Here is a 24,297-nt window from a genome sequence, read left to right as displayed (position 1 = left end):
TATAACTTCTAAAAGTACACCTATCTAATGCCCTATTTTTTTTGCAAGTAATAAATTCATAAAATCTGTGGTACTGTGTCTCCAAATCTTTTGCCTGCCTTTTTGGTCCTTGGTGCTCTTTTTTAATTTTGTAAAATCTGCGTATTTATGAATCAAATGTTCCTTTTGCAAGGCCATTAATTGTTCATTTATTTTATAACCATCAACATCATTTCTCACAACGGATTGTGGATTGGAAGAACCTTTTTTTGTTAATCTCCAAATAATTGAATCTGGTAAATACTCTTGGAGTACCTTTCTAAAGATATATCTCCCCTTCCCATTTTTTGCTTTCATGCTTATTGGAAGACTTAAATAAAACTCAGTTAAAGGAATATCTAACAATGGATATCTGTATTCTACTTTAAACGATCTGGTTGCAATGTCACAGGCTTCCAATCTATACATTACTTGAGGCTGCTGCATCCGTCTAACTTGGTCTTTTAAAAATGATCCTGAATTTCTAAACCGATCTTGATATTCCTCAAATCGATCTTCCATGTTATATTTCTCGAATAAAGCTTGTTGAAGTGGACGGTGTTTCAATTTATTCCTTAGGGGTGTAGACTTACCAGTCAACATCCTAATAATCTTTTTAGACGCTCTTGAATTTGTGTTGAACATACTTTTCACTGCCAATCTAACTATAATTCCAGAAAATGAACGTTTTTTTAACTTCGATAGCTCTTTCGCTTCATGCCAACTTAATTTCCATTCTCTGGCCTGAATCAATCCAATTATGTATTCATTTGCATGTTGAGAAACCATTTCATCTCCACCAAATCCTGACAATAAAACTCTTGAGTTATTCGCATTTAATTCTTGATACAAAATATCACGGTAGATGCAGTTCATTTCTTTTGGCGGTTCATCTTGAACTCTATTATTCCAATCAAACGCACGCATTACACCAATACCTTCACCTGTAAGCAAACCATTATCATTGATACCTGAATGTTTGCAAATGATTTTAATCCATTCACGTTCATCATTCAAATCAGGATACAATTCAGAGCTTCCTTCTGGCAAAACAAAAGAATAAGGTTTGATGGATTGACCTTTTAACTTGCGATGCGCAATTGTGGTTACAGCAGATGAGTCCAACCCACCACTCAGTTCTGAGCTCACTCTATAATCAGTTGACAATCTTGAATGAACAGCATTTTCTAATTTCTCTCGAAATGCTTCTATATATTCTTCTTCAGAATACAATTTAAGTTCCTTAATCCTATTCAAATTCCAATAAGAATAAAAATGCAATCCATCCTTATTTACCGTTAAGGTTTGGGCGGGTTCTAATCGTTTAATGCTCTTATATAATGTCGACTTGGTGTCTAACCAGATTCTGCACAAATAATCCGACACCCACAACTCATTGATTCCCTGATCAACAAAAGGCAATTCCAGCACCCCCTTTATTTCTGAAGCAAAAGCAAATCGATTTTCCCTAAAAAAATAATAAAATGGTTTAATTCCATGATGGTCTCTTGCACAAAAGAGTTCATCTTTGGTTTTATCCCAAATGGCAAATGCAAAATCTCCATTAAAGTGAGAAGGACACTCTTTCCCCCATTTTAAATAAGATTTTAAAATCAATTGACTGTCAGGAACCTGATCATTATAGATTATTCCCAACTCTAACATTAACTCTTTTCTATTATATAGAGTTGCATCAGCTGTAATGCTCATCCCTAATTCAGAATCAAAAAAAGGTTGTTGTTCATAAGCCGATTGTGGTGAATTTTGAAGCAACAAATGACCTATTACAGCTGATTCATCATACCACAAATTACTAGCATCAGCATTCCAATGATTCATTTTATCCAGCATCGATTTAGCATAACTTCTATCCGCTACTCCCCCACCTAAAATACTATATCCAAAAATTGCGCTCATCTTAAATCCAAAAATAGAGAAACAATTAAACGATTTAGCATTTAAATAACTTAATTCTATTCTTAGCTTTGTTCTCATCAAAAATTATTTAATGTCAGAAGATTCACCAATCAATACAATTGGAATTGTCGGAGGAGGAACTGCAGGTTATCTAACTGCACTTGCATTTAGAAAATTTCGTCCAGAACTAAAAGTCACCTTAATTGAATCTGACAAAGTTCCAATTATTGGAGTTGGAGAAGCAACTACACCTAATATTGTTAAATTTTTACACAAGGTTCTTGGTATTGATATTAAGGAATTTTACCATGAGGTTAAGCCTACTCACAAGCAAGGAATAAGATTTGAATGGGGCTCTCCAGATAAATCGTATTTTAACTATACCTTCGAAAGACAAGATAGTTATGGGGGGTATTATATTCATAACAATGTCTCATCGAGTAATTTGCAATCGGTTTTAATGGACCAGAATAAGTCCTTTATTTTCAAGAATGGATTAGGGGAGTCTGCTATTCAGGCGATCTCAGGTCATTTAAATTATGCCTACCATCTTGACAATGAATTATTAATTGCTTTTTTAAAAAAGAAAGCTATTGAGGGTGGAACTATTCTCGTAAATAAAAAAATAATAAACGTAATTAAATCCTCAAATGAGCAACTTATAGATCATTTAATCGATGAAGATCAAGCGTGTTTTTCGTTTGATTTATATGTAGATTGCAGTGGATTCAAGTCATTATTACTTGAACAAGCCATGGGTTCAAAATATGTTGATTACTCTAAAAGTCTTTTTACAAATAGCGCTATTGTTACAAACATTAAAAACCCAAGCCAAATTAAATCCTATACCACGGCAAGCACTATGAAAAATGGCTGGTTATGGGATATTCCCTTACGGGATAAAAATAGCCTAGGTTATGTATACAGTTCTTATTTTTGTAGTGAAGATGAAGCATTTTCGGAATTGAAGAATAAAATTCCGCACATAGATGATTCGTACCGGACTGTAAAGTTTCGCTCTGGTAGGCATGAAGAGTGTTTTAAAGGAAATGTAGTCGCTTTTGGCAATTCATATGCCTTTGTAGAACCATTAGAGTCCTCTGGAGTTCATATGATTATAGCTGGTATTCAAATTCTAATGGATAAATTCCCAAAAACACTTTCAGACCATGATTCAATTTATGCTATAAATAAACACCTGAATGCGAAATGGGATCACTTAAGGTGGTTTTTAGCCCTACACTTTAAGTTTAATAAAAAAGTTGATTCTGAATTCTGGAGAGTGAATAACAAAGAATCGGATATTTCAGGCTACGACCAGATTCTAGAAATTTATAGAGCGAATGGCCCCTTACGTAAGGCTAAAAATTTGAATGACAAAAGTTTAAATCGCCTTCTTGAGACCAGTATCTTTAGACACAATGGATTTGATATTATACTACTTGGACAAGAAGTTCTGCCTACAAGGATAGATACTGAATACCTAGAAAAAAGAAGAAATAGTTTAAAAGCAAAAAAGCGTATTTGGGAAAGTATTGCTAAGTCAGCAATTCCGAATACTGAAGCCTTAGAACTAATCGAAATGAACCCAGAATTAGTAAGTATTTAAAAATGAGCAGTAAAAGCATTGGGATTCTTGGTGGTGGAACTGCAGGTTATCTCACTGCACTGACACTCTCTAAATTAATGCCTAACAAAAAGATATCCATCATTGAGTCTTCTAAAATACCAGTAATTGGAGTTGGTGAATCAACTACTCCAAAACTCCTTAGAATGTTGCATGATGTATTGAAATTTGACTTGGCTGAATTTTATGCAGAAGTGAAACCAACATGGAAATTAGGAGTTCGATATTTTTGGGGAAAAGAAGATCAAGGTTTTTCTAATAATGCATTGGGTTACTTAAATCCATTTTTAAGCCTTGAGTTAAAAGGTGACATTAACTACAATTCATTAAACTCTTTTTTAATGAATTATGATAAATCATTCATTATAGAAACAGGGAATATAGAGAAACCCTATCGTTCATTAGCCTTGCCACATTCATATGCATATCATTTGGATAATAAATTGCTAGTAAAGTACTTGAGAAAAAAAATAAAAGAAGTAGGAATACCAATAATTGATGCAAAAGTTAAACAAACAACGACTAATGCAAATGGAGAACTCAAGTCATTGATTAGCGACGACGGAGTTGAACTCAAATTTGATTTTTATGTAGACTGTTCCGGATTCTCTTCCATATTACTTGAAAAAACGATGAAAGTTCCATTTCAGGATTACAAGAGCAGCCTTTATACGGATAGCGCAATTACGGGACATGCTGCACACAATGGAACAATTAAACCTTATACCGAAGCAAGAACCATGAATAATGGTTGGCAATGGAACATTCCAATGCATAATACGGATCATTTGGGATACGTGTATTCTTCCACTTTTTGCAGTGATGATCAAGCTGAACAGGAATTCAGGGCATTAAATCCAAATATAAAAGAGACGAAAGTTTTGCGCTTTCGTTCGGGTAGACACACTGACTTTGTAAAGGGAAATGTAGCAGCTATCGGAAATGCCTATGGATTTATAGAAGCGTTACAATCAACCGCTCTACACATGGTAATCACCAATATATATGCGCTCATATTGCACTTAAAGAATCTTGATAAAGGAAATAATATTGGGGAGAAAATCAATCAAAATTTAGGGGAAATCTGGGATCGATTGAGGTGGTTTATTGCTCTTCAATTTAAGTTTAATGATCGTTATGACACTCCTTTCTGGAAGGCTTGTAGAGCAAGTATTGATATTTCAGGAGCAGAAGAGATTCTAAAATTATATAAATCTCAAGGTCCACTTTATACGCTTAAGAGTAAAAATGAGAGCATCAATAAAATAGATAAATTCCAAATTTATGGCTTATTCTCACATGACTTTATGCTTTTAGTTTTAGGAAAAAATCCGAACAAACCGCCCTTCTCGGTCACAGAAAAAGAAAGGTTGCATTGGCTTAAAAGGTACCAACTTTGGGATCAATTAGCTAAAAATGCAATCCCTCAACATAAAATTTTAAATTTGGTTTCAGAGAATCCAACAATCTTAGACTTTAAAAATTTCTTTGACAGTCCCTTTATACTAGATAGTGAATTTGACCTCTTCGATGAGGCAAACATCTCTGATTTCATCAATAAATGCTAACAAATTGACCAATGGCTACATCTAAATTGTTTCAAGAATTATTAGGCAAGTTACCTACAGAACAATTCTTTAAGGATTTCTGGGGAAAAAATTGGCTTTACCTTGAAAAAGGTAATTCTCCAACTCAGAATTGCCAAATCTCTATTGAATTTTTAGACGGTTTTTTTACGAATACTCGATTACGTTATCCATGGGTAAAATTGATACAAAATGGTGGCGAAGTTCCCATCAAAGAATACAGAAACAGCAAGCTATCTCAACTAACAGACATTATTGACAATGACAAACTCTTTGATAAACTGAGAGATGGGGCTACAATTATTGCAAATAGCATTGATAAAAGCCATGGTCAAATTGGAGTTTATTGCAGAGAACTAGAAAAGGAACTATCGGTCAAGATTTGGGCAAACCTTTATATTTCTCCGGCCAAAAGCACAGGGATAGGAATACATCAAGATGCTCATGATATTATCATTATCCAACTTGCTGGAAAAAAGAATTGGCAGATCTATCCAAGAGAATCATATAGTGGCCCTCGTCAACCGGAACCAAAAGATATTCCGGAAAAAGAATTTCAAATAGAAGAAAATGAATTGATTTACCTTCCAAAAAATTACCCTCATATGGCCAATGCAGTTGACGATTCGCCGTCTGTGCATCTTGCTCTGAGCTTCGAAGGCCTAGTGTGGTCTGATTTAATCGAACATTTTGCAAAGCAAGCTAATGAGGATATTGATTTTCAACAAAGAGTTCCCATCCCTTTAGAAGGTGAAGAAGCCTACAATACCTTTCTTAAATCATTCCAAGAAAAGTGGGCTTCATTTAATCTATCAAACCACCCTCTCGACCATGTTGAAAACTTAAATACAGCAACCTACCATCAACAAACTTCTCAAAATGAAAATAGACTTTCTGATTGGTTAGGTAGCAATCAAATTTCAAGCGAAACAGTTTTGAGGAAAAGTAAATATGTTGCTCACCACTTGAACAAACAAGGAAAAACCATTCACCTTTTATTTCACAATAAAAAACTAATCTTTCCAATATTCATCGCACCGCTATTAGATCAATTATTACAGGAGGAGCCCTTTAAATTGTCCGATGTAAATGCTCAGCAAAATAATCAGGAAAAAATTGCGCTTGCTAAAAAACTGTTGCAAGAAGGACTTTTAACTATCGTCGATTATAAATGATGGTGCTTGTGTTTTTGGTCAGTAGAATCGGGGAAATGTATGACTTTACGAGACACCTTTATAAGCTCCCACTATCTAGTTGAGGAATGATCGTATAAATAATGTGCATACCTAAAGTATACTTAAAAAAGAAAGTATTTGGGACATTAAGAAGAATACCAACCATCGTCACCAGGAGAATTGCATGTGAAGGTTCCTCCTTTTGTATTCTCCGTATCTTCAATAACCAATTTAGGAGCATGCCAAGGCTTACGCTCTGCATTATTCTTAGAATCAATCTTTTGTTCTGAGTGGTCTTGATCCTGTCTATTATTTTCCATAAAAATGTCCTATAAATGCTGATTCAAAAATACAAAAAATCCCCTATACCGTACTAAACACCTCGAAAATTAAATGAATTCTATCACTATCGCCCTTATTTACAACTGAATGATTTATTCGATTATTTACTTCATGAATTACCCCTTCTTTCAGGTTAAAACCTTTATCATTTAAGAAGAATAAAGTTTCTTGATTCGTAAGTAGTGGTATATGAACCTTATGCGGAAATTGAGCTGCTGGAGAACGATCAATATGTGGTTTTATAGACGCTCCTGCCGGTAGCTTAGCAAGCATAATACGAGGAAATTCTGCTGTTTGATATCCGTATGCTTTTGCCGTTACCTCGAGTAATGGAGCTATCACCCCTTTCCAATCTTCCCAGATAGCATTGTCACTGTAAAACCGATGATCCTTAAAACTGTTGATAAACCGAAACACGATGTGTTCTGTTTTATCTAAAACTCCAAACTTATTAGGTTTGGCTGTATTCTGTTCAGCCCAAAATTCATTCGACAATGCGAGTACTTTTTTCTTAAGTTCTGTAATGTCTACTTCTCCTAGTATCCTAATACTCTCTGTTTTGTTCAAATTTATCATATGCCTTTTTGTCCTTTCTGCATTATTAATTAAAGGAATCTCTTTGATGAACTAATAACTTATTTGAAATAATAAATTCACTAAACAATTTAGCCTTCAAACGGCTTCCCTTCTCATTGACATGAATATCATCATTATAATATTCCCTGCTATGAGGGAATGTTTTCTCAAAATCAAATAGAGGAACATTTCGCTCTACAGCGATTTCTTTTAGTACAGTATTATGTTCATGTATAGCTTCATTTAATGCAGGGAAAGCATACAAGGATTGTTTGATTGTATCAGGGCAAAATGCAAAAGTAGAAAGCATAACCTCAACTCCTTCAGATTGGGCTAAAGAAATCATAAAGTTAATATTACGCTTAAAATAAGTCGGTTTATTCATTTTAAATATATCACTTACACTAGCTTCTTTAAAAATTCCATCGGGATAAGTTTTCAGTATGCGTTGATATCTCAATTCGTAATCTTTTCCACTTTCAGGATGTCCTTCCCTCTTTTTCTTAGCGAGCAATAAATCATGATTCATCACACTCTCATGAATAATTCGTCCTAAATTAAAATAAGTCCAAATCGACGAACCGTGATTTAGATTTTGCTCATAAATGCTCTGACGATAACCTGAATTATCAGCCTTGTAGGCTTCAGGAGGCCAAACCAATCGAGCATGAACATCATTCACTGCATGGTAGATGACAAATAAATCGGGCTCCAAATCAAGTAGTCTTAATTGAAGGTTAATCAACGATTCATAAGTCGTATAAGAAAGCATCCCAGCATTGATCACCTTTACATTCGAATATCCACTATCCTGTAAATTTTCTTGCAAAAGGAAAGGGTATGACAATTTATAATCTTCTACATCAGCCGTATATGTAGTAGACCCACCAATACAAATAATTCTAAACTCACCTTTAGGTTTTGGGGTAGTTACTTCTTCACCTCTTAAACCTAAGCTATTGTGCTTATTCTTTCCTTTTTTAAAATTTGGCGTAGGAATATATCCGATGTATCGATGCATGCTAGAAATAGAAGTGTTTTCTCTTTGCTTCAATTTTTCTACTGAGGCATACTTCTTAAATTTAGAATCGCTTGCAACTTTTTCAATATAGAGTTTTGAGAGACCTTCTAGTACTCCTAACAAGATTAGTAGACTAAAAAAAACAATCGAGAAATTGATAAATCCTGACTTTATTTTATCCATCAAACTCATTTATTTTTCGAATAATTATTAACCGCCACCTCAAATTCATTTCCCTTCTCCTTTAGCATTTCACCAAATTGCGTCCCTTTGTATTTAGTTGTAGGAACTTCAAACTCTGACACCACTAGCTCACCGGCAAATTCATTAAAAACTCCCATAGCAATTACCCCATCTTTGTTGACTGCAAGCGAACAACCGACCATCTTTTTCCCTTCATAAGGCCCACCTACAATGTATCCAACACTTGTTGTACTGACGATCACAAGATCATAAAGAGTTGCTAAATGAGATAAGGAGGCTATCCATTTATCTTGATATGGATCTTCTCCTTCAATCATAGAATAATCTACCGTCCAAGAAGCCGGAGAAAGAATTATTTTTGCGCCCATTCTTGCTAAAGTGTGGCCAATAGTCACTGAGTCCCGATAATTATCAGCACAAATATTTACTCCAATTTTACCAAATGGAGTATCTACTACATTTAGCGTATTTCCCACTTCATAAAAAGGGTGCTCTACCTCTAGTAAATTAATCTTGTGGTATTTTAAAATTATTTCTCCTTTATCGTCAATTAATAAAGCCGTATTGTAGCGTCTATCATTATCAACTCTTTCTGTAAGCCCAACGCAAATGTAGATCTCAAGCTCTTTAGCTTTTTGACAAAACAAATCACTAAATGCTCCGGGAATTGGAAGCGATTCTTCAATAGAGCGAGGATGTGTCCAAGCGAAATCAATCGTTTCAGGCAAAATCACTAAATCACACCCTTGTTCTTTCGCTTCATCGATTAACTTGAACGCTCTTTCAAAATTACGTTCAGCTTCGCCTCCTTCCACTAGTAATTGCGCCATCCCAATTTTTAACATTTCACTCATTTTTTACAATTCTAAAACGCTATTAATTTATACTGCTTATTTTCATAAACGATTTGATGCTTTGTTTTAACAGGTGCTCTTAACACCGCATAATTAAATTTAAACTCTTTGTGCAAATCATCTAAATCTGAGTCAGTCAGTTTTAGATAATTCGGGTACGTTTCTTTAATGTGCTGAATCGAGTTTTTAGATCCTTTATTATAAATTGTATTCATTCGGTACCACCATTCATTTAGCCCTTTATCATTCATTGGAATAGAATACCCATCTACAACTAATGCTCTGCTTGCCAATATCCTTAAACGACCTTGCTTAGGCATTACCAATAAAAGACTATTCTCAGGCGTGTTATTTTTAATGTAGTTAGCCAGTTCAATTTCTAAACTAATCTTTGAATCCGAATAGATTTCAGGCCTAAACCGTTTTTCAAGCCTTTTCTCTATTCCTTTTGGCAATGATAGTTTAGGCACTAGAGTCATATTGATTGCTATTCCAACCAACAATATAACACCTGCTATTTGAAAATACTTACGACTATAAATAAACAACATAAAGAGACAGGAGAATAAAACAAATGGCTCATAAGCACTTCTTGTATAATACTCTATAAAATACAAAAACACCAAGTATCCTATAAACAACACTAAGGGGATATTTTTTATTTTTTGAATAATAGCTTGATGTATCAAAAGCAAAGGAGGATAAAATAAAGCTATTCCAGTACTAATTTTTGTTTTGATAGTTGCTGATGAATTAACAATTGTGCCTGCATATAAAGCAAATGCCAATAGGCCATAGACCTTTAATAGCAGTAGAAACCGATAAGGATGCAAGGTGTGCATGAAACGTGTAGGCCAAACTTCTGAAAACAACCATCCAATCAAGCATAGAATTAAAAGCAGGACACTTATTGGGAAAATTGAGAAATGATATTCCTTTTGAGGACTAATTTCTTGATTCCATTTTTTCCATGAAAAATAAGTTGAAATTAGAAAAGTAAGCCCCGTAAAAGTTCGCAAAGGGGTAAAGAAATAAGAAGCTAGATAATGTTGAGGAAATCGAGCCCTCATGATTTCGATAAAAAGTTCATCTGAAATTCGAAATTCAAAGGACTTAAAATATGGAATCAGATACAAAACAAGCGGCGCTAAAACCATTAATCCTCCTGCTGCTACCTTCAGAAATAGACTCCAATTTAATTGCTTGTACCAAGTCTGTGTAATTATTATTTGAAGTAGAACTAAACCTCCTATTCCGGGTCCAGTTAATGGGTGACTGAACGTTGCTAAACCTGCAAATAGCCCAACTAGAAGTGGTCGTTGTTTAATTCCCATCCAAATGGCTAACAATATGAATGGCATTATTAAGTGCTCAGGAGTTAATTCCGAGCGATAGATTAAATCACGATTTCCCCATTGAAAGGTCGAACTCGTAATAAACAAGATGGCGGCAATTAACCCAGTTAGGTTATTTTTATTGGACAAATCTCTTGCAGCCAAAAAACTAACCAAGGAAATTCCCACATTGGACAATAAGGTAAACCCAAAGAAAACAATTGGAAGCGAAATAAAAAGGGAACACCAACCAACAATCTTAGCAAAGATAAAATCTTCATTAAACCCTTCGCTAACATTGGTATAAAAATCGTTCTTTAAAAAATTTGGATCTAAATCCCTGAATATAATTGGGAGCATATCAATCTGCATAGCTCCGAAATAACGGTATTTATAAAAACTTACCAGGACTCCAATAAGAACAACAAAAGACAAGGAATTCTTATAAGAAACGGTTTTCATTTAGCTCGGTTTATTCCTGTAAAAATATTGATATTCCTTTACTCACCTCTTCTTCTGAAGCAAATAATTTCCAATTAATAAAGCATCTATTCCCGAACCATAAAAAGCAGATATTGCATCCATTGGCGAGTGAATCATCGGTTCTTGATTTCTATTAAAACTAGTATTGATACTTACTCCTACGCCTGTTTTCTGTTTCAACTGCTTCAAGTAATCATAAAACAAGGCATTGTTGCTTTGACTTACTGTTTGAATTCTGGCAGTTTTATTTACATGTGAAATGCTTGGCATCAGTTCAGCATCTTTTACCTCATAATTAATAGTCATGTAAGGTGAACTGTTCTTTTTTCCAATAAAATACGTTGAAACATCTTCTTCTAATACGCTTGGGCAAAAGGGTCTGAAGCCTTCTCTAAATTTTATTTTTTGATTCAAGGTCTGTTTCATTTCCGAATTTCGTGGATTGGCTAAAATTGACCTTGCTCCCAATGCTCTTGGGCCAAACTCATCTCTTCCTTGAAACCAAGCTACAATTTTATCTTCAGCAACTAAACTAGCTGCTTTTTCTCCAATATCTTCAATGCCTTTGTATTTCAATCCCATTAAGTCCAATTGTTGTTTGATTTGGTCGTTCTTGTAATCATTTCCCAAGTAATAATTAAGTGCAGGCTTCGGAGAAATGCCCATTTCATTGGAAACAAACCATGCAGCACCTAAACTTATTCCATCGTCTCCACTCGCAGGCTGAACGAAGAGATCATCTATAAAATCTAAATTCATTAAATGCCTATTGGTCTCACAATTAAGAGCCACTCCACCTGCAATACAAATTTTTCTTAAACCAGTTTCAGAGTGAAATTTAGTAACTACAGCGACTATTGCATTCGTTAATAGTTCTTGTGAAGCTGCTGCCACATCTTTATAATGTTGCGTTAACTCATTTATAGCAAATCTTGGCTCACCCAGTAGCAGAACCAACTTATTGCTAAAAGCTGCTTGTTGTCTTGAACCTTGCGGGGCTCCAGCTTTTATTTCTTTTATGAAAGCATTATTTAATTCAAAATTGCCATCAGAGACATCTAGAATTTCATTTAAATCTATTTTACTAGCATCACCATAAGGCGCCAAGCCCATCAACTTATATTCGTCGGTATCTCTAATAAATCCACAGAACTGCGTCATAATGGAGTAAAAGATTCCTAAGCTATTCGTTCTTGGAATTTGCTCTGAAATTTCAATATCCCCTTTTCTCCCAATTGCTTTTTGCAATGAAATTCCATCACCAGAAGCATCCATTGTTAAAATCATAGCTTCATCGAAACCTGAGCCATAGTATGCTGATGCTGCATGAGCAATATGATGATGTATTCGAATAACTTTGGGACTAAACCCAAAAGAATAACGCAAATATTCTTCCACTACTTTTTCATATTCCTCACCCCAAGTGCTCCCATGTGTGGCAACAAATGAGACTTCTTGCATGGAAATTTTGGCAAATTTAAGCGCTTCTTTAATTGCATAAAAAGGCAATTGTCCAGCTGAGTGTTTTTTTCGATTTAAGCGCTCTTCTGCGATGCCATAAATTACCTCTCCATCTTTTAGCAAAACTGCAGACACATCTTGGTATCCTGCTCTAACTCCTCCGTTAATTCCTAAAATGTACATTATTTTCCGCAGTTAAAATACTTGTCGTAAGCTACCTTAGGTACCAAATTCAAGCGTGACATGATAAAAATTGGCAACTTTGCTAAGCGAATATAATTGTAACTCGTTTTATAATCTCTAAAAGTCTTGGGTTTTAATTTTAAATAGGAATCAAATTCATCTCGACTAATCCCTAACCGTTTAATGCATAAATCAATAATTTGATCACTCTCAATTTTATATATACTGTGCGCTCTTTCCAATGCCACTTTTCGATCTAATTGACCACTTCTCACTAATGCAGAATCACTATTCATATTCAAATCAATATTGAATTTAACTCGATGAACATATTTGATTAAACTGTGGTACAAATCATCAAAATAATGCGCCCCAGGATAAACCCACCCCAGCTCTCTTTTAATAATTTCATCTGCCTCCTCGCGAATATAGTTGTGATAATAAAATGGAGTAATAACTCTAATCCCTTTTAAAAGAGAATAATAAGATAGCTCCTTAATTCCTAGATTGAAATTAGGGCTATTGGCATTCCATTTTTTTAGTTTTATCTTCCCAAATTGATTCTGAACATTCCTTAAGTAATCTCCATCAAAGTAGGACCACGACAATGGTTTCACCCCTTCAGTTCTGAAAGATTGACCAATCAAGATGCATTTAATGTTTTCCTTGTGGGCGATTCCATAAAGGGAAGAGGCTATTCCAATGTCTGTCCCTAAATTTAAATCAGGAGTGGATGCTTTTAAAAAAGAAATTTTCAACTCTTTTGCCTCTCGCCAATCGGAAGAAACCGTCCTTAATTCTACTCCTAATTTCTTAACAGCTCGAAGCATATTTTCACCCGCAACGGGATTGTCAAAACCATCATTAAAATGTACAGCTAGCGGCCTCAATTTCCAGTCTTTTACAATTTTATAAATTAGATATGTACTATCTCTTCCTCCACTAATGCCAACAATACAATCGTAATTCTTATGCTTATTTTTTTCTTTTAACTTTTGAAAGTAGTTTATTAAATAAGCTTCCCCTTTTTCGTCATTTGGAAAAAGCTGTGTCATTTTATCATGTAACTCGCAGAAGTTGCAAACCCCTTGTTTGTCAAATAAAATCCCAGGAACGGTTGTATCTTGGACACATCTAGTGCAAATTTGATTAGGCAATTTAGTCTCTAAACCGTTCATTATTATTTTATCACTCATCATCTACACATCATTGAGATAAATTAATTTATCTTTCCTCTTTTAATTATGTATTTACTTCCAGCATTAAAATCTCTATTAATGACTATTTCTTCTCCGGTAGACCAAACGACCTTCAACCTACTTATTTTCTCAAATTCATTTAATCCAAAATAAACGGTACTTGAATTGAAAGATTTATTTCCTCCAGCAATTTGAACTTCTCTCATTTGATGTTTGGAATTCTCAGGGCCATAATAGATATATATTCTACTATTAATACCATAATAATTTCCAATTTCATCCTTCAGATCAAAAGCAATGCTTTTCTTAGACGAATTCGTATTATTACGATAGATTACAGCAGGACCAACAAAGGGAGCTAAAACAATATCTATATCACCATCATTGTCATAATCCATGGAACACCATGCATTCGAAGGGATTCTTGAATTTAATCCGGTCTCTTGAGATTTATTCTCCATCCTTTTGCCTTCAACATTTTTATAAAACACATTACTGTACCATTTAGGGTTTGTGCTGTAACCATTAGATATGAATAGGTCTTGAAATTCATCATTATCGAAATCAGCAAATTGAGCATTCCAAGCCCAGCCAGAAAACTCAATACCCCAATCTTTTGCTTTATCAAGGTATTCTTTATTCTCTTGTTGAACCAACAAAACATTAGTTTCTGATTGTTGAGGCAAATAGTTAATCAGATCCTTTTTGTTCAATGGAAATCTCTTCTCTCTATCGTACTTATACATCCACTTTAGCTCCTTTAAATCATAGGGAAAAGCGTCTGCCAATTTACTATCTGGCCCAATATCCTTTTCCAAAACTATTTTTGAGGCAAGTATTGCAGAATAACATTCAATTTCCCAACCTAATGGACAAAAGGAAGCATCCATTTTATTGGCACTCTTGTTCAAATTTCTATAAATTGGGATTAGTTCTTGACAATACTTTTTATAAGCAGAGTCTTTTATTTCATCACAATCGGATAGTTCTGCTTCATAAAAAAAGTCTCTATCAGATTCAGCAGCATTTGTAATTTGATCAATAAACAATTCAGGAACTAAATCATTATTTAGATCTGCAGTACTTATGCTCATAGTTGTATTTGGAATTTGGTCATATAAGCCATCTCCGGGTTTAACTATTGTTAGTTTTTCTGTACCATTACCTAAATAAAAAAAGTCTGGTATTTTAAAATCATTTCCTGCAAACACATCCACAAAGCCATCATTATTTAAATCTGAAATTATGGTACTAAAAGTCTCACCTGCAAGACCTGGCATCTCTTGTAGCTTAAAGCTATCCTCATTACTAATTAATAAAGCATTCTGAGAAGCATCCATTGAGTAGAGTGGGTAGTTATTTCTTCCCAATGTCCAGTTTCCTAGAAAAACATCTAATTTTCCATCACGATTGATGTCTCCAAACGATGGCGAAGTAGTGAGAACAGCATCTTTAAGATTTGGTACTAGTTTCGCTACGCTTGAACCAAAACTCCCCCTTTGATTATACAACACATAATTCCCTCCTTTAAATGTGGTAATAAAAATATCCAACCAACTATCGTTATTTAAATCTACAAATGCCGCAGAATAAAAACGAGCAACAATTCCATCCGTATTAAGCGCTTGCAATGCAAACTCCCCATTGCCTTTATTGACATATAAATAAATTCCTTCCTCTCTTGCAAAAATTAGATCTGGCCTGCCATCCTTGTGCACATCTCCGACACTTATTGACGCAGCCCCACCAAAAGGTTCATATAAATTTAGTAGAGAAAATGAGTTTGGTAAAAGTATTCCTAAGTCGGGACCCTCAATTTTTGTAAACAATTTATCATTTATTTCTAAATTAGAATCAAAAGGAATCGAATGTATAGTAAGTCCATTTATTGAATCCTTAAACATCTCTAATGGAATAGCCGCACTACTTTTCAGTTGATCTAATTCATCAGAACTTAAGATGTCCGATACTGGAGAATAAAACAATTTATTCAACTTATCGTGCTTAGATTCACTCAAAGCACTAATCATTTTTGGCAACTGTTTTTGCCAATACCAATTGTGATAGAGGTGTCCGCTAGCACCCGCAAAAAGTCCGAAAGCAACCACAGAAAAGAAAAAAGCCCATGCAAAACGTGTTGAGACTGAACGTTTAATCAACAACCAGGGATAAACACTAAATATTCCTAGTGTAAACAGCAGAATCATGCTATATCGGATGGGCAATCCACTTGCCATAAGAACAGCTACAATGACTACATCAAAAGCGATGGGCACAGGCAAGAAAGCCGCTAACATAGCGATTACTATCATAGTGAGTAATGACCACTCCCAATCCAAAGCAATATCCAAATTGGATACTAAATCCCATGGAACAAAAGTAATTACCGCACTACCAAGCAAACCGGCTAAGAGCATTAATGGCACAGCAATCTTGATGATATACCATAGATGTTTTAAGAAACTAACAATAACCCATTGCAGAGCAGCTAGCCAAGTCATTTCGGTATCCACAATTACATCGTCGATACCAAAAGGATTTTTCATCTCTTGTGAAGTCTTAACTAATGGATCGGAGAATGATAATTTTCGTGCTTTTTTATTTACCAAAAAGTGAACTAAAAGCGGAATAACCAACAATACAAAAACTAGCGTAAAAACTAGCTTTAGCACCACCATGTGCAAAGGAAATAATGCGATAAGCATACTAATAATGATCACATTTAAGGTTGGAGAACTTACCATCATGGCTAGCGAGGTTTCTAACCTCCCTCCAGAACGATGCATTCCGTCAGCAATAGGCGCGGCGCAATTGACACAAACACCCAATGGCGCGCCTATTACCATTCCCAACAAGGAATTTGCGAATGGATTTTCAAATTGTTTTTTTCGTAATTGGGTAATGAGTAGCATCAGTACGGCTGCAAATAGCAACCCGAAGGTCATCCCTTGTTTGTTGGTATAAGCCCAGTTCACAAAGTTGTACGTTATTTTTTCCCACCAAGCCGATGCTTCTGTTACAGGAATTACCACATTAAAAGCAATGCCACTAACAGCAGTTTGGTCACCCATCATTGCCTTTTCATTGAGCGCAGGATACCTAGAACTTAACCAAAAGGTTAGCGCTACGACAATCATTAAAAGTATGGAAATCGAAAGTTGTTTATTTCTAAAAATCATCCATTAAAAATCTGATTAATGACGCATGTATAGTGGCATCTATTCATTGCGGCAAATAAAGTCATTTCGAATGAATAGAAAAAAAATAACCCTATTTATTGTTTTATTCTTATCAGATAGTTTGCCAACTCTGTAGCATATTCATCAGAACCCTTTTGATTCCAATGTCCATCATACTTTAACCAACGAGAGTCTATTTCTACTTCATTCAAGTCTTTAAATACGGCATAGCCATCCAAATATTCTAATTGATATTCTTTAGCTATAATATCCATTTCTACTTTGTGCTGATTTCTTTCGCCTAACCAATTATTCTTCAATTCCTCTCTAGATGGAATTGAAGCCAAAACAAGTTGCTTTTGATGGGATTGACACCAAGAAATTATTGAATCCAATTGGTTAAATTTTTTTGCTCCCATTCTATGATTAAGTTGGTCTATGGTTTTAATATTGTCAGCAGTATTGTTTTTTCCCTTTCTACCCAGATTATATATTAGATTTTTCATTTGTTTCCTGAGTGGCCAATCAAACGGCTTTAACGGATGACTTAAAAAATGTTCTATCTCAATGTCAGAATATACATTGGTGTAGGGCTTTAATTCCTTGAAATCGCTCATTTGGGGGGAATCGCCTTCCGACCATTCGACTGAATCTATTCTTCCCATAAAACCATTGGTATCGATCATCATTACCATAAAATCACGGTACAAATTATCTGCATAAGGAGCGATGATAATTCCATCGAACTCATAATTGGGTAATATCTCTTTAAAAAAGACATTATACCAATTCATGATTCCTCCTCCATCAACTCCAAAAGAATAAATCTCAATCTTTCCTACTCCCAATGAATCATTTAACAATTGCTGGGTTCGATTGGGCAAATTGGTCTCTAACATAATTCCAGCTACAAAAGAATCACCCAATATCATCCATCGTTTTTTGGAGGAGTCTTTCTTGGTATAAGTATACTCCTGATCCATAATCCACCCTTCATTATTGGGGTAGAAATGATTGTCGTAAACCGTAACTCCCATTCTCGTCCTAAACCCTCGGATACTATCTCCTAACCAACGGTAGCCTCTTATAGGGTCAAATTCGGTAGACTTTTTATTGAATCCAGAGGCATTAACGTATGGGTCTATAGTATATGACACTCCTTCTCCAACTAAATAACCGAACATCAAACTAGAAAACAATAGTGCTATATTCGTTAGTTTTCCACCAACTATACAACTAATTGTTATCCCCAATAATAAAAAACCGATACCAAGTAGAAAAGAAGGCGATAAAGCAGGAAACATACAAATCCAAGCAATTCCTAGAATTGCGAAGGGCAATATAACTAAAGTCTTAATTGAATTTTTGAGTTGTTTTTTCATAGTTTATGTCCCATCCAATTTTTCTTCTCGAAAAGCATAAATTAAAGAATTGTCCTCCAATAAAGTATTTTTTTTCACAAATGACCTTTTACCTATCTTATTCTCTTCAGGGATCAATTCCATAGTATAATCCAAATCATGTAAAAATTGAATTAATTCCTTGTAATGTACATTATAAAATTGCTTTAGTTTTTTTACATGTATTTCAATAAGAAGTTTCACTTTGCCCTTTAAGAGCAACTGTTGCATTCCTTTTAGAACTCTCAATTCAGAACCTTCAACATCAATTTTAATCAAGTCAGGAAAAACACCACTCAATTCGATATATTTATCAATTGATGTTGCTTCTATTTCAATTGAATTTTTCTGACTTCCTACCGAAAGCATTTCACCGAACTTTATATTATCAGATTGTGTTATTCTTTCAATCCCAATACGATCGCAAACTGCAACATTATTTATTTTTACATTCTTGTAATTATTTAAAACAATACTCTTCTCTATCAATGGTAGACATTTTTTATCAATTTCAAATGCATGAACCTCTCCCGACTTTCCCACCAACTCACTTGCCATACAAACGAAATAGCCAATCAGACTTCCAATATCAAAAACTACATGGCCTTCTTGAATATGATGAATAAACTGTTTTGATAAATGAGGTTCGTGATATTCTGTTGATCGCCTGGAAGCATGATACCAAAGTCTGCTAAAATCATCTGTTGTATCAAAATATACAATGTTCCCATTTACTGCTATTTGATAAGTATCCAAATCTTTATAAAGTTGAAGGAGATTAGAAATTTTTTTATCGTTCTTCTTCTTCCTTATAAATGACTTCAAAAATGACCACATTATTTATCTAAAAAATTAATAATTTATTATACGAAACTACATAAATCAGGTATTTTGAATGTTAGCGAAATCCATTTTTTTACATATTAATTAATTTATTAGAGCAATTCGAAGAATTGCTCTAATTTTGAAAGGATAAAGAAAACCAATTCATTTCCTTTTCATTAAACAACGCTATGTCAACAGCCCCAACCCAAAGTTGGTCCATCATAATACTCTGTTACAACGAAGAGGGAAGTATAAAAAAAGTGATTGAGGATGCATTAAATACACTTAAAATTATCTCCATTAACCGCGGCCAGATCGTTGTTGTAAATGATGGAAGCAGTGACGATTCGCATAAAATTATTGTTGATTTAACCAAAAAAAATGACCACATCACTTATATCAACCACCTTAATAACAAAGGAATTGGAAAATCCTTACATGCTGGCTATCAAAATGCAGTGGAGGAAAACGTAATCATGATTCCTGGCGATAACCAATTTAATTTGGATGAACTTATACCCTACAAAAACCTCCAAAATAATTCGTTTATTTCTTTTTATCGAATAGATAATCAGGCTTATAGTAAATCTAGAAAGTGGCTTTCGGCTTTTAATCGATTCTTAAATCGCTATTCAATTGGACTCCGACTAAAAGATGTGAATTGGGTAAAAGCTTATAAAAATAAATCACTCAAGAAGCTAAATTTAAGAATGGAAAGCTCATTAGTAGAATCAGAAATCTGCAGCAAACTCGTTTATATTGGTAATCTTCCTGTTGAGATTCAATCAACCTATTATCCTCGACTAAGTGGAAACAGTCAAGGTGCATCATACAAAATAATTAAACAAGCCTTACTTGAAACTCCAAAATTGATTTGGGTTTGTTTCTGGTTCAAAGTGACTCTAAGATCAAAAATAGACATTACCTAAATGTGTTTAATCACAACAACACAACTTAAAACTTGTATTTTCGCAGGACTTAAAGGAATATGACTCAAATGAAGGCTGGCATAATTGGATATGGTTACTGGGGAAAGAATTTAGTCAGAAACTTTTTTCATTCAAAAGAATTTGACTTAAAGTTAGTTGCTGACACCAACCCTCTAAGGATTGAAGAAATTAAAACTACCTATCCAAGTATCCGAACAACAACTAATTCTGAAGAATTAATCAACGACAATTCCTTAGAAATTATCATTATTGCCACACCTGTAAAAACACATTTTGAGCTTGTAAAAAACGCTCTACTAAATAACAAACATGTCCTAGTAGAGAAACCAATGACTCCTTCTTTCGATGAAGCGAAAGAATTGGTTGAACTGGCTAAAAAACAAAATAAATATTTGATCATTGATTACACCTATCTCTATTCAGGAGCAGTGAGAAAATTGAAAGAAATCCTAATTGATACTCAATTCGGTACTTTAAAATCAATAAAATCTTCCAGATTGGGAAAAGGGATTATTAGGGATGATGTAAGCGTTTTTGGAGATTTATCATCACATGATTTGGCAATAACCAATTACATATTGGACCAAACGCCTATTGCTGTCAATGCGGAGATGATAAACATGGATAATGATTCTAATAAAAAGAAGGCAGTAATGACCGTTTATTACCCAAACAATGTCAAAGCTGAATTTGAGAGTTCTTGGTATTCATCAATCAAGGAACGAAAAATGCATTTTCTTAGCAATGAGCATTCGGTTTTGTTTGACGACACCTTAGACCATAAAAAGATCGAAATTAGAAACTTTTCTACCATTACTCATCCTCATTATGAATCAAAAGAATCACTATCGACATTGGTCTCAGATCTTTTTAATGGGATAAACAATAATCAACCATTTTTATCAGATGGAAGATTTGGATTAAACATTCTAAAGGTATTGGATGCGGCTCAATATTCATTAGAGAGCAATGGTGAAACTATTCAACTAGAGCCTACAGAAAGTTTATTGTCTATTTAAATAATTGTAGACTTGCAAACTGTAACTTGCTCATTGATTAATTTTGGATTCCAGTTTTAACTTAAGTAATAGCTCATAAATTGATTTGAATACTACTAAAAAAATACATCGCTTTTCATCAATTGAGGTATTGCTGCAAATATGTAATTCGTCGTTTAAATCTGAAGGGTTAACAATTGAGTCCAATCAATTGGACAATGTAATTAATTTAGCGAAGAAAAACCGGATAACTAAAGTCATTGAAAAGGCAATTAATGAACAAAAGATTGCAACAACGTCAGAACAAAGTAATCAGTTAAGTAACCGTAATAAAAAAGCAACTGTAACAATGCTCTCTTTTACCGCAGAAATTAGTTTAATCTGCGAAGCATTCAACCAACTATCCATTTTTGTCATTCCACTTAAAGGGCCAATTGCCTCCAAACAAATCTACGGGGATTTTGCAGCCAAAAACTCCAGAGATATTGATCTTCTAATAAAGGAGGAGCAGTTAGAAAAATGCATTGTAGAAATAGAAAAACAAGGCTACATCAATTCTTATCCTTTCAACTCACTGAGCAAAAAACAGAAAAAAGCATTTCTAAAATCCAACAATCAATTGGCCTTCTTTCATCCTAAGAAGAAGATTCAAATTGAAATTCACTGGCGATTATTTGCCAATAGACACTTGCTTCCCCTCACTTTTGATGAATTATTATGGGACAGCACACCAATGGTCGTTGGGAAAACTACTATCAACTGTCTTTCCAATAAACACCTTTTGCTCTATTTATGCGCACATGGCTCAAAACATCAATGGTATCTATTGTATTGGCTATTGGAGTTAGCAACTTTAACTCAAAAAATAAAATACGACTGGGAGAAAATACTGAAAGAGTCTCAAGAATTAGGAGTTGATCGCACTTTAGTTCAAGGACTTATTTTGATAGAAATACTATTTAAACTTCCTGCTCCTAAAGTAATTCAAGAACATTATCGACAGAATAAAGTTATTCAAAAATTAGTTGAAACTTCTCGTCTAATAATTATTGAGGAAGACACCTATTCTCAAAAAACATCTATTTCAAACTATCTGAAAATACTGAATTACAAATTGAAACTCAGTAATCGAATTCAGTATAAACTATCCTATTTCAAATTATATTCAATTAATGATTTTCAGCTCATTAAATTACCAGATTCACTCTTTTTCGGCTACTTTTGGCTTCGACCAGTCTTTTGGTTTTGGAGATACATCATTCACCCAACAAAAAAACAATGAATCGCCTCGTAATTGCATTTAGGAATCTAGTTCTTCTTCTGAAGATTGTGAAGAAGAATGCACTCATCGCATTGGTGATTCTTATTTTCAAAGGTTTAACTACTGGCGTTGGCTTACTATTTATTATTCCTTTATTGAGCCTTGCAGGTATTTCCCAAATGGAAGAATCCAATAGTCATTTGGTTCAACTCATCAATCAAACTTTTGAAACCACTGGAGTTGCTATTTCTGTAATTAATGTATTGATTATTTACCTCTTAGTAATGAGCTTTTTTGCGTTTTTAAATTATGCTCAAACCGTTAACAATACCATCATTAATCAAAGTATTGTATTGAAATGGAGGAATATCCTTTTTAAGAAAATTACATTTTCATCCTGGAGTTCAATCCAACGAATGAAGCAAAGTGACCTCCAAGAAATTCTAACCATAGAAATTCGGAAATTTTCGTCAATCAGTAATCAATGTGTCCAATTAGTGGGAGCCCTTATTCTCATAATGGTGTATTTGGCACTTTCCTTTATGCTTTCATTTCAACTCACTATTTTGTCCATTATTCCAATTGGCTTACTCTTGCTTTTAAATGAACCCATCAATAAAAAAACATACAAACTAGGCGGAACTGCAGTAAAACACAACAAAGCCATGCATTCCATTATCTTGGAGCATCTGAGTGCATTGAAGTTGGTAAAAAGCTACCAAAAAGAAGCGGCTCATTTAATAGATTTTGAGCAAAAAAGTGAGATCTCAGAAAAGCAGAACATCCTTTTTGTGAAAACAAGTGGAAAAACAAAACTATTCTTTGAATTGCTAGCAGCATTAGTAGTTGTGGGTTACATCTACGTAGCATTAGAGCTTTTGGAAATTCCGATTACAGAAGTGTTATTGCTCATTTTTATTTTTGCACGACTCCTGCCTAAAGTGAGTAGTATGGTAAATAATTTTCAACAAATCCTAAACAACCTGCCTTCATTTGAAACTACGTTGGATACAATTGATCAGTTAGACAAAGAAGAACAAACCCAAATAGGCCAAGCTTTTGATCGGTTACAGAAAGAGATAAAAGTACAATCGGTATCGTTTTCTTATGGAGAGAATCTATTGTTTAATCAGCTCAGCTTTTCTATTCCTGCAAATAAAACAACCGCTCTACTTGGACCTTCTGGAGTTGGAAAAAGCACTTTAATAGATTTAATACTTTCCTTGCAGCAACCAACGAAGGGTGAACTATTTGTTGACGGTATTTCGTTGAACCAAATCGACCAAAACCAATGGAGAAGTCAAATCGCTTTTGTTCCTCAAGATGCATTCCTATTCCATACGAGTATTCTAGAAAACCTAACCTGGGCAAAACCTAATGCCACTACTGAAGAAATTGAAATAGCCTTAAAACAAGCAGGCGCATTTGAATTTATTCAGCAATTGCCAAACGGGTTAGACACGTTAGTTGGTGATCGAGGAACTAATTTATCAGGCGGAGAACGTCAACGAATAGCCTTAGCAAGAGCATTAATAAGAAAACCTCAGCTATTAATCTTAGATGAAGCCACTAGTGCTGTTGACGATAAAAGTGAGAACCTGATTAAAGAAGCACTTGGACAATTATCAGGAAAAATGACTATTATTATAGTTGCACATCGCTCTAAACTGGTTGATTTGGCGGATCATGTAATAAATCTGTAAT

General features: G+C 34.4%; 18 protein-coding genes. 7 read left to right on the top strand and 11 right to left on the bottom strand.

Annotated elements, in window-relative coordinates; genetic code table 11:
- Positions 1-24 precede the first annotated feature (24 nt).
- Positions 25-2,013, bottom strand: a complete 1,989-nt coding sequence (locus ACTB0X_RS08485; protein ID WP_463024568.1) for an asparagine synthase-related protein — start codon at positions 2,011-2,013, stop codon at positions 25-27.
- A gap of 13 nt (positions 2,014-2,026) precedes the next feature.
- Here ACTB0X_RS08485 and ACTB0X_RS08480 point away from each other — a divergent pair, with 13 nt between their 5' ends.
- The 3 genes from ACTB0X_RS08480 to ACTB0X_RS08470 are packed head-to-tail and all read left to right on the top strand — an operon-like array spanning position 2,027 to position 6,323.
- Positions 2,027-3,544, top strand: a complete 1,518-nt coding sequence (locus ACTB0X_RS08480) for a tryptophan halogenase family protein (RefSeq protein WP_463024567.1) — start codon at positions 2,027-2,029, stop codon at positions 3,542-3,544.
- A gap of 2 nt (positions 3,545-3,546) precedes the next feature.
- The gene (locus ACTB0X_RS08475) at positions 3,547-5,130 is read left to right on the top strand and encodes a tryptophan halogenase family protein (protein ID WP_463024566.1); all 1,584 of its coding nucleotides are present in this window, start codon (positions 3,547-3,549) and stop codon (positions 5,128-5,130) included.
- Positions 5,131-5,141: 11 nt separating this feature from the next.
- Complete coding sequence (locus ACTB0X_RS08470) at positions 5,142-6,323, top strand: JmjC domain-containing protein (protein WP_463024565.1); 1,182 nt, start codon at positions 5,142-5,144, stop codon at positions 6,321-6,323.
- 146 nt (positions 6,324-6,469) lie between these two features.
- Here ACTB0X_RS08470 and ACTB0X_RS08465 read toward each other — a convergent pair whose 3' ends face one another.
- The 10 genes from ACTB0X_RS08465 to ACTB0X_RS08420 form a co-directional block, all read right to left on the bottom strand.
- On the bottom strand, positions 6,470-6,643 hold the full coding sequence (locus tag ACTB0X_RS08465; protein ID WP_463024564.1) for a hypothetical protein: 174 nt from the start codon (positions 6,641-6,643) through the stop codon (positions 6,470-6,472).
- A gap of 43 nt (positions 6,644-6,686) precedes the next feature.
- Positions 6,687-7,241 carry an aspartyl/asparaginyl beta-hydroxylase domain-containing protein gene (locus ACTB0X_RS08460; RefSeq protein ID WP_463024563.1) on the bottom strand — a complete coding sequence of 185 codons (555 nt, stop codon included), beginning with the start codon at positions 7,239-7,241 and terminating at the stop codon, positions 6,687-6,689.
- 25 nt (positions 7,242-7,266) lie between these two features.
- On the bottom strand, positions 7,267-8,445 hold the full coding sequence (locus ACTB0X_RS08455) for an SGNH/GDSL hydrolase family protein (RefSeq protein WP_463024562.1): 1,179 nt from the start codon (positions 8,443-8,445) through the stop codon (positions 7,267-7,269).
- A 5-nt stretch (positions 8,446-8,450) separates the two neighbouring features.
- Positions 8,451-9,320 carry a carbon-nitrogen hydrolase family protein gene (locus tag ACTB0X_RS08450; RefSeq protein ID WP_463024561.1) on the bottom strand — a complete coding sequence of 290 codons (870 nt, stop codon included), beginning with the start codon at positions 9,318-9,320 and terminating at the stop codon, positions 8,451-8,453.
- A gap of 11 nt (positions 9,321-9,331) precedes the next feature.
- A complete protein-coding gene (locus ACTB0X_RS08445; protein WP_463024560.1) occupies positions 9,332-11,116 on the bottom strand; it encodes a DUF6798 domain-containing protein in 1,785 nt (594 codons plus the stop codon).
- Positions 11,117-11,158: 42 nt separating this feature from the next.
- Complete coding sequence (locus ACTB0X_RS08440) at positions 11,159-12,781, bottom strand: carbamoyltransferase family protein (RefSeq protein ID WP_463024559.1); 1,623 nt, start codon at positions 12,779-12,781, stop codon at positions 11,159-11,161.
- On the bottom strand, positions 12,781-13,977 hold the full coding sequence (locus tag ACTB0X_RS08435) for an N-acetyl sugar amidotransferase (RefSeq protein ID WP_463024558.1): 1,197 nt from the start codon (positions 13,975-13,977) through the stop codon (positions 12,781-12,783). Before ACTB0X_RS08435 ends, ACTB0X_RS08440 begins: the two co-directional genes overlap by 1 nt.
- Positions 13,978-14,000: 23 nt before the next feature.
- Positions 14,001-17,159 (bottom strand): FG-GAP-like repeat-containing protein, encoded by a 3,159-nt coding sequence (locus ACTB0X_RS08430; protein WP_463024557.1) that lies wholly within the window; start codon positions 17,157-17,159, stop codon positions 14,001-14,003.
- 95 nt (positions 17,160-17,254) lie between these two features.
- On the bottom strand, positions 17,255-18,541 hold the full coding sequence (locus tag ACTB0X_RS08425; protein ID WP_463024556.1) for a hypothetical protein: 1,287 nt from the start codon (positions 18,539-18,541) through the stop codon (positions 17,255-17,257).
- A gap of 3 nt (positions 18,542-18,544) precedes the next feature.
- Positions 18,545-19,384 carry an FkbM family methyltransferase gene (locus tag ACTB0X_RS08420; RefSeq protein WP_463024555.1) on the bottom strand — a complete coding sequence of 280 codons (840 nt, stop codon included), beginning with the start codon at positions 19,382-19,384 and terminating at the stop codon, positions 18,545-18,547.
- Between the two features lie 188 nt (positions 19,385-19,572).
- Here ACTB0X_RS08420 and ACTB0X_RS08415 point away from each other — a divergent pair, with 188 nt between their 5' ends.
- The 4 genes from ACTB0X_RS08415 to ACTB0X_RS08400 all read left to right on the top strand — a co-directional run bounded on the left by ACTB0X_RS08415 (position 19,573) and on the right by ACTB0X_RS08400 (position 24,296).
- Complete coding sequence (locus ACTB0X_RS08415) at positions 19,573-20,313, top strand: glycosyltransferase family 2 protein (RefSeq protein ID WP_463024554.1); 741 nt, start codon at positions 19,573-19,575, stop codon at positions 20,311-20,313.
- A 68-nt stretch (positions 20,314-20,381) separates the two neighbouring features.
- Positions 20,382-21,353 (top strand): Gfo/Idh/MocA family protein, encoded by a 972-nt coding sequence (locus ACTB0X_RS08410; protein ID WP_463024553.1) that lies wholly within the window; start codon positions 20,382-20,384, stop codon positions 21,351-21,353.
- Between the two features lie 85 nt (positions 21,354-21,438).
- Positions 21,439-22,614 (top strand): nucleotidyltransferase domain-containing protein, encoded by a 1,176-nt coding sequence (locus ACTB0X_RS08405; RefSeq protein WP_463024552.1) that lies wholly within the window; start codon positions 21,439-21,441, stop codon positions 22,612-22,614.
- A complete protein-coding gene (locus tag ACTB0X_RS08400; RefSeq protein ID WP_463024551.1) occupies positions 22,611-24,296 on the top strand; it encodes an ABC transporter ATP-binding protein in 1,686 nt (561 codons plus the stop codon). The genes ACTB0X_RS08405 and ACTB0X_RS08400 overlap by 4 nt, the downstream gene beginning before the upstream one ends.
- Position 24,297 lies beyond the last annotated feature (1 nt).

The sequence above is a fragment of the Acidiluteibacter sp. genome, from assembly GCF_055129545.1.
Note: the sequence above shows the minus strand (reverse complement) of the source record. Positions and strands in the feature narration are given on the sequence as shown.

What these genes read in the sequence shown, in the direction of transcription:
- ACTB0X_RS08415 (WP_463024554.1), top strand. Translation starts at nt 19,573, where the DNA reads ATGTCAACAGCCCCAACCCAAAGTTGGTCCATCATAATACTCTGTTAC.
- ACTB0X_RS08455 (WP_463024562.1), bottom strand. Translation starts at nt 8,445, where the DNA reads ATGGATAAAATAAAGTCAGGATTTATCAATTTCTCGATTGTTTTTTTT.
- ACTB0X_RS08445 (WP_463024560.1), bottom strand. Translation starts at nt 11,116, where the DNA reads ATGAAAACCGTTTCTTATAAGAATTCCTTGTCTTTTGTTGTTCTTATT.
- ACTB0X_RS08435 (WP_463024558.1), bottom strand. Translation starts at nt 13,977, where the DNA reads ATGAGTGATAAAATAATAATGAACGGTTTAGAGACTAAATTGCCTAAT.
- ACTB0X_RS08400 (WP_463024551.1), top strand. Translation starts at nt 22,611, where the DNA reads ATGAATCGCCTCGTAATTGCATTTAGGAATCTAGTTCTTCTTCTGAAG.
- ACTB0X_RS08475 (WP_463024566.1), top strand. Translation starts at nt 3,547, where the DNA reads ATGAGCAGTAAAAGCATTGGGATTCTTGGTGGTGGAACTGCAGGTTAT.
- ACTB0X_RS08440 (WP_463024559.1), bottom strand. Translation starts at nt 12,781, where the DNA reads ATGTACATTTTAGGAATTAACGGAGGAGTTAGAGCAGGATACCAAGAT.
- ACTB0X_RS08485 (WP_463024568.1), bottom strand. Translation starts at nt 2,013, where the DNA reads ATGAGAACAAAGCTAAGAATAGAATTAAGTTATTTAAATGCTAAATCG.
- ACTB0X_RS08480 (WP_463024567.1), top strand. Translation starts at nt 2,027, where the DNA reads ATGTCAGAAGATTCACCAATCAATACAATTGGAATTGTCGGAGGAGGA.
- ACTB0X_RS08425 (WP_463024556.1), bottom strand. Translation starts at nt 18,541, where the DNA reads ATGAAAAAACAACTCAAAAATTCAATTAAGACTTTAGTTATATTGCCC.
- ACTB0X_RS08430 (WP_463024557.1), bottom strand. Translation starts at nt 17,159, where the DNA reads ATGATTTTTAGAAATAAACAACTTTCGATTTCCATACTTTTAATGATT.
- ACTB0X_RS08470 (WP_463024565.1), top strand. Translation starts at nt 5,142, where the DNA reads ATGGCTACATCTAAATTGTTTCAAGAATTATTAGGCAAGTTACCTACA.
- ACTB0X_RS08460 (WP_463024563.1), bottom strand. Translation starts at nt 7,241, where the DNA reads ATGATAAATTTGAACAAAACAGAGAGTATTAGGATACTAGGAGAAGTA.
- ACTB0X_RS08465 (WP_463024564.1), bottom strand. Translation starts at nt 6,643, where the DNA reads ATGGAAAATAATAGACAGGATCAAGACCACTCAGAACAAAAGATTGAT.
- ACTB0X_RS08450 (WP_463024561.1), bottom strand. Translation starts at nt 9,320, where the DNA reads ATGAGTGAAATGTTAAAAATTGGGATGGCGCAATTACTAGTGGAAGGA.
- ACTB0X_RS08410 (WP_463024553.1), top strand. Translation starts at nt 20,382, where the DNA reads ATGAAGGCTGGCATAATTGGATATGGTTACTGGGGAAAGAATTTAGTC.